This is a genomic window from Clostridium sp. CS001, from assembly GCF_020443565.1.
Taxonomy (GTDB): Bacteria; Bacillota; Clostridia; order Clostridiales; family Clostridiaceae; genus Clostridium_AD.
Window position 1 is genome coordinate 23,510 of record NZ_JAIZZN010000037.1, and the last position, 8,101, is coordinate 31,610.

Below are 8,101 nucleotides of genomic sequence, written 5' to 3' on the forward strand. Positions count from 1 at the left end.
ATCTTTAAAAAACTTCTAAAAAAAAGAATAGATATCTATTCTTCTCTTCACCATATCTTATTAAGATCTAAATTTACTTAACTTTTAATGATTTCTTATTATAATCAATAATCATACTTTTTAAACTCTCTTTATTTATAGGTTTACTTAAAATAAAATCAATATTTTCCATATCCTTATCCTTAAAAGATCCTACCCAACCTGTCATAAGACAAAAATATGTTTGCTTGTTTATGTTTTTAACCTTTTGTGCAACTTGCAATCCATTAATATTTGGCATAGTAAAATCACATATAATCATATCGTATCTTCTTCTAGATAACTCTGAATCTAAATTCTCACATCCACACGCCTTTACTCTGCATTTTGTAATTAGCTTTATCATTCTAGAAACAATTTCTCTTACTTGTGGATTATCATCAATGACAAGTACATCCCCCATAGAGTACTTTACACAACTTAAAGTTTGTTTATTACTTTCGTGTATGTTTTTACATATAGGTAGCTTAACAATGAAAGAAGTTCCTTCATCTTTTTTACTTTCAACTTTCATACTCCCATTATGTGAAAGTACTATATTATAAGAAATACTCAATCCAAGCCCTGATCCATTATCTCCTTTTGTTGTAAAAAATGGCTCCAGGATTTTATTTTTAATCTCTCTCTCCATTCCCATTCCATTATCTCTTATTTCTACAATAATCTTATTGTCTTTATTTTTTGTAATAACTTCTATCTTTCCGCCTTTAGGCATTGCATCTATAGCATTTGTTATTATATTTATAAATACTTCTCTTATTTCTGTTATATTTCCTTGAACCACTTCGCTAGATTCTAATGATTTTATTATATCTATTTTTATGCCTTTAAAAATACTTTCTGTTAACCACCTATTTTGGGTTAAATCTATTGCATCTGAAATTACACTATCTATGCTAAAGGTTTCCAGATCATCACTATTGTATTTTTTAGCTAATCTTTTAACCTTATTTGTAATATTCATTCCATCGTATGCGCAGATTTCAATAACGCTAAGTAACTTTAGATTTTCCTTTTCCTTAATTGTATCCTTTAAAATTTGAACAGACCCTAAAATTGGTGTAAGTATATTATTAACATCATGGGTTATTCCTGCAGCCATTTCACCCATAGCTCTTAGCTTTTCATTTTGTATTAGCTTGTTTTGCATATCAGAAAATCTTTTTTGTTCCTGGATAAGGTAAAAGGCTGTCCTACATGTGGATTTTAAATATTCTATGTTATCCTTAGATAGTTCTTTACTACCTTTATATCTACCTAGCCACACTACCCCTTTAGCAATATTATAATATTCCACAGCAATAGCAATATAACTTATGATACCCATTAATTTAAGTTTATCCAATAATTCTACATTTTTTATTTCACTTAAATTTAATAATATATGTTGATTACTGTTTAATGCGACTGTATTAATTTTATTAACATATTGAATTACCTCTTGGTCATTAATTAAATACTGTTTAAGCTTATCCGATACACCATAACAACTATCCATAATTGCTATATTTTCTCGTTCTTTAGTATAGCTATGCAAAATACAAAAGTCTACATCATAAATATCACTAATCTTACCCATTATGATTTTCTTAAATCCATTTTCATCTGTATCCTTAGGTATATTTGAAGAGATGTCATTAAATAAAACTAACTTTCTATTCTGGCATTTCAATTGTAAATTAGATTGAAGCATCCATAATGCTTTTTCTATTTCATCTTGATTTATAAACTCCATTTCTTTGTTTTTATCTCTAATAATAAGCTTTTTAAATAAATTACTAAATATATACAATCTCTTATCATTGCAAATATCATCGCTAACATATACCATATTGGAAACGTTATCTTTTGAACACTGCATTATCCTTTCGACACACTTAATTATAACCTCTAATTTTTTAGTTTTATTAATTACATTCTTAAAGTCCCATACAATTCTTAGCGTTTCGTTGAATTGCGAAATAATGTTAAGCACATCTAGAAACTCGTCACATTCATAACCAAATGTTGCACTGCTATATGTTTTTATGTCAAAGCTATTTTTATCTGTATTGTCATTTGTTAAATCCTCATAAAACATAAAACTGTTCTCAATGTCATCATAAAATATATCTTCTGTAAAAAATATAATTCTTTCTCCGTTTATAAGAGCATCAGAAATATACTTTTTTATTGTCTTAGGTAAGCTACTTATATTTAAAACATCTACACCTATACATAATGAACTTTCATTATCTTTGTTCAAATCACTATTAATACACCTCATAACATACCCCTCATATTCTCTTTACTCTTACACATTGTATACATTTATTCGACATTTCTTTTCAAATTCCTTTGTTTTATACAGTATTTATCCTGTCTTATGCATTTTTACACATAATAATCTTTATTATAGTATAAAAATAAGGACATACAATTATATATGCCCTAAGTTAGCGTTTTATGCTAATATGATGTACTATATCTTACCTGAAAAACTAATTATTTTTTTAATTTTATTGATATATTTAAATCTATTTAAGTATATTAAAAAATATCTGCCTTAATTACTTACTTTGTCTAATATATCACCTAACTGTTTTATAAATGTCCCGTATTCAGCCCACTTACCATTTTTTTGAGCTTCTAATGCTTTATTATATAGGTCCTTAGCTATTTTTATGTCTTCAAGTGTTTTTATATCTACATTTGACTTATCCTCTGGCTTTGATACATTACTTTTATCAGTATAATCAAATATCTGAAGTAGCGCTGACTCTATATTATTAGCTAAAATCATTTTATCGCCATAAGATACTATAACCCTTTTCATCTCTGGTATACTCTTTTCCCCTTTAGCTCTTAAATACATAGGTTCTACATAAAGTAAAGAGCTCTTAATTGGTATAATCAAAGTTTCACCAAATTGAACTTGTGAACCTTGCGTATTCCAAAGTGACAATTCCTTTGATATTGCAGGGTCTTGATTAATCCTTTGCTTAAACATTGTTGGGCTATATACTGTTTGTTTTGGTGGGAATTTATATAAAACCATCTTTCCATAGTTATCCCCATCCATCCTTGCACCAAGAAGAGATACCATGTTATCTCGTCCTTGAGTGTTGAAGTATTCAAGTAAAATCATTTCTTCCTTGGGCTGATTTGGTAACTTCATTATTGCATAAGAAGCCTCATTTATAACCTTGTCACCTTCAACCTTCTCCTGGCTCGTTGCTATAGACCATGCATCATCACCGTTATAAAATACTCCTGGATCTGTTATGTGATATCTTTGAAGTACCTTACATTGTAAATTAAATATCCCTTCAGGGTATCTAAAGTGTTCTTTTATCCCACTAGGAATCTTTGATAAATCCTTAAATAAATCTGGAAATATATTTAGGTAACTATTTGCTATAGGATCAGTCTTATCAACTATATAAAATTCTGGGACTCCATCTACAGCATCAATAATAACTTTAATTGAGTTTCTTATATAATTTACTCCATCTTGTGGCTGTGAAAACGGGTATCTATTGGAAGTTGTATATGCATCTATTATCCAATATAGTTTTCCATCATTTATCACTATATATGGGTCACTATCATAACTTAAAAATGGAGCAATTTTATTTACTCTTTGCACTATATTTCTATCAATTAATATTTTACTACTTGGGGTTATATCCTTGGATAATAAAAACTTAGTACTTTTCTTATTTATTGCAAATAAAAGTTTATTTGCAAGACTCATCTTTATACCAGCTTTTCCTTCATAGTTATTCATCTGATTTTCTCCACCCTTAGGGTAGTCAAGTTCTCCAATCTTTGTGTTAACTATACTGTAATCGTTAGTGCCCTCACCAAAATAAATTCTTGGATTATCAAGCTTTATATCTGTTTTATTCTCCAGTGGTATATTATTAATCACAAAATCTGGTTGGCCTTCACTGGTTACCGAATTTACTTTACTCATAACTACACCATACCCATGGGTATAAACTAGATGTCTGTTTTGCCAAGTATTTGAGTTATCTTTTAATGAATCTAAATTGACTTCCCTTGCAGAGATAAATACCTGGTTGTACTTGCCATTTATACTGTACCTATCAATATCTATATCGTTAAATCCATAATAAAACCTCATATATTGAAATTGATTATAAAATTCTAATGCAGGTCTGAAAGAATTAACGTTTATATTGTTAATGGTATCTTTATTTGAAGCAAGGTCTTCTTTAGTTAAATTATCTTTTATTTCAAAAGGCACTTCTTCTATATTACTAACATTAAAAGCCTTCCTTGTATTGTCTATATTATATTGAATATAAGGTTGTTCGTATGTCTTTTCATTTGATTTAACAGCAAATTTTTGAACTACAGTTGCTGCCATACTCTCTCCAAATATCAATAAAGTAATTATAATAACAGATGCAATCACAGGCTTTGCTTTGTTTGTTAAAATGCTTATAAAAGTAACTATAGCTGCTATAAAAGAAGCTACTGCTATTACTTGATAAAACCTAAGACTTACCTGTACATCTGTATAACTTGCTCCAAAAACCATTCCTCTAGGCGAGTATACTAGATTCCAAGACTTTATTAAATATCCTAAAGATAATAAAAATAATATTAATGAAGATACTATGGCAAGCTGTTTGCCTGCAAACTTAGTTATTCCACTTTTAAATCCCTTAAAATTAGCAAACCTATTTTCTTTGGTAGCATATACTATGTGGTCTTTTGCAGTTAATATAATATATGTTACTACAGTAATAACTACCAAAACTGCTAGTAATACTACTAATGTTTGGTATAGCGATTCTATTAATGGGAGCTTAAATATAAAAAATGAAATATCCTTTTTAAATAATGGATCTACAGTATTAAAACTTGTAGCATTAGAAAACTGCAGTATTGTATACCAATAGTTAGATGCAAAACTAAAAGATATTATGAAAGAAATTATAATATTTATTAGAACACTAATTTTACCTTCTAACTTTTCTCTTGTTTTGTTTACTTCTGAAACCTTTTTGAATCTTAGAATACTATTTTTAAGAGTTTTATAATATGTCCATATTCCAATATAAGTTACTATAAATACTGGTATCATTAGCTTTAACGTAGCTGTTAATTTAGTAAAGTACACTGATAAATAATCTACTTCCTTAAACCACTGTATATTTACAGCTAAGTTAACTATGTTACCTAAGAAAGCCGTAATTAATACTAGCACTAGCGCCCCTATAATGAAGACTATAGTTTTGCTTCTTTTCATTAAAATCACCTCTTATTTAATCTTAGCAATTTTCCTAAACTTGAATACCTTGTTTCGATTGCACCAACAGGACATAATTCTTGACAACAAAAACATCTTATGCATTGATGCATATTCCACTGGGGATTTAATATATCTCCCTTTTTTATCATATTAATTGCTGCTGGTTTCTCTGGGCACACCTCAGCGCACCTACCACAACCTATACACTTACCTTCAATTAAGGTTGGATTTGGCGCTATCATTCCCCTTATAAAGTTGGATACTTGAGGGTTTATAAAGTGGAAATTACCACCCTTTCTACAAAGCTTAAAATCCTTTGCTTTCATAGAATCTAATTCTTCTCCAATTATATTTATGTCCTTTGGAAGGACTGCTCCCCACTTACTGTCATGTGCTTCTTTTAAAACAGGTGTATCTAATGGATTATCATAACCTATAAGCCTAACTGCAGTAGAATCAACAGCTGTTAAACTTTGACCCATGATTAAAGTATTCATCTTATATGGATCTCCACTTTTAGGTCCATTACCTTCCATTGCAATTATTCCATCTAAAATAGCAAAACTGGTCCCTACTGCAGTATTTAAGTCTAATAGCATCTTACAAAAGTTGTTTGCATCAGGCACTCTTGTATGCCAAGTTGCTTTTTGCGTTCCTGGTATACAACCAAACTGATTCTTTACAGCACCTGTATAATAAGCCATAGCATGGGTTTTAAGCTTTGGTAGTGATATAACAATATCTGCCTCATAAGCAGCCCTCGCAATGTCCCAAGACTTACATAACAGAGATTCTTCTAATGTAACATGCACTACTTCCTTGAAGTCTTCAAAATCAACTCCATATCTAAGCGCAACCTCCATAAGTCCAGATTTCTCTGCTGCTTTTCTTGAATCTCCAAAACCAGGAGAATCTCCAAAGCTAATATTACTCGAATACTCCTTAACAATTCTAATTACTGCTTCAAAAACAGCATGATGAGTTACTACTGGTGACCCTTTACCCTCAATACTTAGCATATTAGGTTTTAAAAGTACTTTGCTATCCTTTGGTATTAACTTCTTTAAAAATTCATGTCCACCTAGTAAATTAAAACCCTGGCGTAACTTTTCTTCTATTAGATCAACATCGTATTCCATACATCTTAAAAGTGCAACATCTTCCATGATAATCCTCCCTTAACTATTAACGAAAAGTATTATATCTAAATAAGTTAATCAGAAAGTAAATAATTCTTATCTTTTAGCTCTTTTATAATACACTCTATTATCTCTTCATTATCCGCTCTTATTGTATGTAAATGTATTCCCTTAGTTAATGAAGATAAAGGCTTAGCATTAGATTCTTCAAACTTCTTTGCGAATTCCTTAACGTCCATAATGGTTTTTAGCATTAACATGGCTCTTATTTCTCCATATAAAGAGTGTTCTACCGTAACATCTTCCACTATACCACCAAATTTAACAATACACTCAAGCTCATTATATATATCATCTGTGGTATGTGAAACTGCTATTACTCTTCGCACATAATTATTTTCTTCATTTGGCATTATTAAATACCCTTCTGGAGTTGCAATTATATTTACTCCCTCTGCTCTTATAATTGCAATATCCTTTACTATAACCTGCCTAGTAACACCTAATTGCTCCGCTAATAATTGACCTTTATATTTAATATTATCTTTAATTAATAAGTTTTTAATATACTCTCTTCTGTCCTTGGAATTCATGCTTGCCTCCTAATATATATAATAATATTTCCAATAATATATTTACAAATTCAAAATAAAAAATATATTACACTTGTATATTATATACTTTTTAAAGGTTGTAAAGTATAAAAAAAAGAAACTATTAAATAGCTTCTTAATTTCTATCGTCACATTCCTTTAATAAATCTAATTCTATATCTTCTACTATACTATTATTATGATGATTTTTTACTAAAAATAAAAATCTATCATCGTATCCATACTTTCCTAATAAGTTATATCCTATATCACCATGATTATAATATACATTAACATTTTTAATATTCTTATATGATTTAATCTTGCCTTTAGTTATACTATTCATTATAACCATTATAGATTTATCTATTGGATTCATACTATTATATATTTTACCTATATCATGTAGCAGTGCAACTTTTATCAAATCCTTTGATTGTAACATCCTTTGATTACAAGTTGACTTTAAATCCTTAGCTACATTTATACAGTGTTTTTGATCATAAGTTGGTAATTGATTAAATAATTGAAGTTCATGAGTTTCTAAATGAATCTTAAGAAAATCTACATCCTCATCATTAAGCCTCGCAAACATTGACCTGTAAAACTGCTTTACTCTATATAGTGACATCATCAAGCCCCTTTCATTTTTAAATTCTATTATTATATATTGTTACTTTTACATTCTAATACTTTTTATTCAATAAATCTATAGTAAATTAAATTTAATTTTAGTTTAAAACTAATTTTTGGCGTAATAAAAAAACAGTCCATATTGGACTGTTTTCTTTGGTGGAGATAAAGGGGCTCGAACCCTTGACCCCCTGCGTGCAAGGCAGGTGCTCTCCCAAGCTGAGCTATACCCCCATATGGTGGACCTTCAGGGACTCGAACCCCGGACCGATCGGTTATGAGCCGATTGCTCTAACCAGCTGAGCTAAAGATCCATGTTTACCTGGCGACAACCTACTCTCCCACAAGGCTACCCCTGCAGTACCATTGGCGCATTGAAGCTTAACCTACCTGTTCGGTATGGGAAGGGGTGTTACCTTCATGCCATAATC

5 protein-coding genes, 2 tRNA genes and 1 rRNA gene are annotated in these 8,101 nt (G+C 29.9%); all 8 read right to left on the bottom strand.

Going from position 1 to position 8,101, the window contains the following annotated elements; translation table 11 throughout:
• Positions 1-73 precede the first annotated feature (73 nt).
• Complete coding sequence (locus LGK97_RS17830; protein ID WP_226261308.1) at positions 74-2,305, bottom strand: hybrid sensor histidine kinase/response regulator; 2,232 nt, start codon at positions 2,303-2,305, stop codon at positions 74-76.
• A 279-nt stretch (positions 2,306-2,584) separates the two neighbouring features.
• The gene (locus LGK97_RS17835; RefSeq protein WP_226261310.1) at positions 2,585-5,302 is read right to left on the bottom strand and encodes a UPF0182 family protein; all 2,718 of its coding nucleotides are present in this window, start codon (positions 5,300-5,302) and stop codon (positions 2,585-2,587) included.
• 5 nt (positions 5,303-5,307) lie between these two features.
• Positions 5,308-6,471 carry a DUF362 domain-containing protein gene (locus LGK97_RS17840; RefSeq protein WP_226261312.1) on the bottom strand — a complete coding sequence of 388 codons (1,164 nt, stop codon included), beginning with the start codon at positions 6,469-6,471 and terminating at the stop codon, positions 5,308-5,310.
• A 47-nt stretch (positions 6,472-6,518) separates the two neighbouring features.
• A complete protein-coding gene (locus tag LGK97_RS17845) occupies positions 6,519-7,037 on the bottom strand; it encodes a transcription repressor NadR (protein ID WP_226261314.1) in 519 nt (172 codons plus the stop codon).
• Between the two features lie 136 nt (positions 7,038-7,173).
• Positions 7,174-7,668 (bottom strand): HDIG domain-containing metalloprotein, encoded by a 495-nt coding sequence (locus tag LGK97_RS17850; RefSeq protein WP_226261316.1) that lies wholly within the window; start codon positions 7,666-7,668, stop codon positions 7,174-7,176.
• 159 nt (positions 7,669-7,827) lie between these two features.
• A tRNA-Ala gene (locus tag LGK97_RS17855) sits at positions 7,828-7,904 on the bottom strand.
• 3 nt (positions 7,905-7,907) lie between these two features.
• Positions 7,908-7,984, bottom strand: a tRNA-Ile gene (locus LGK97_RS17860).
• Between the two features lie 6 nt (positions 7,985-7,990).
• Positions 7,991-8,101: ribosomal RNA gene (gene rrf, locus LGK97_RS17865) — 5S ribosomal RNA — on the bottom strand; the annotation flags it as partial.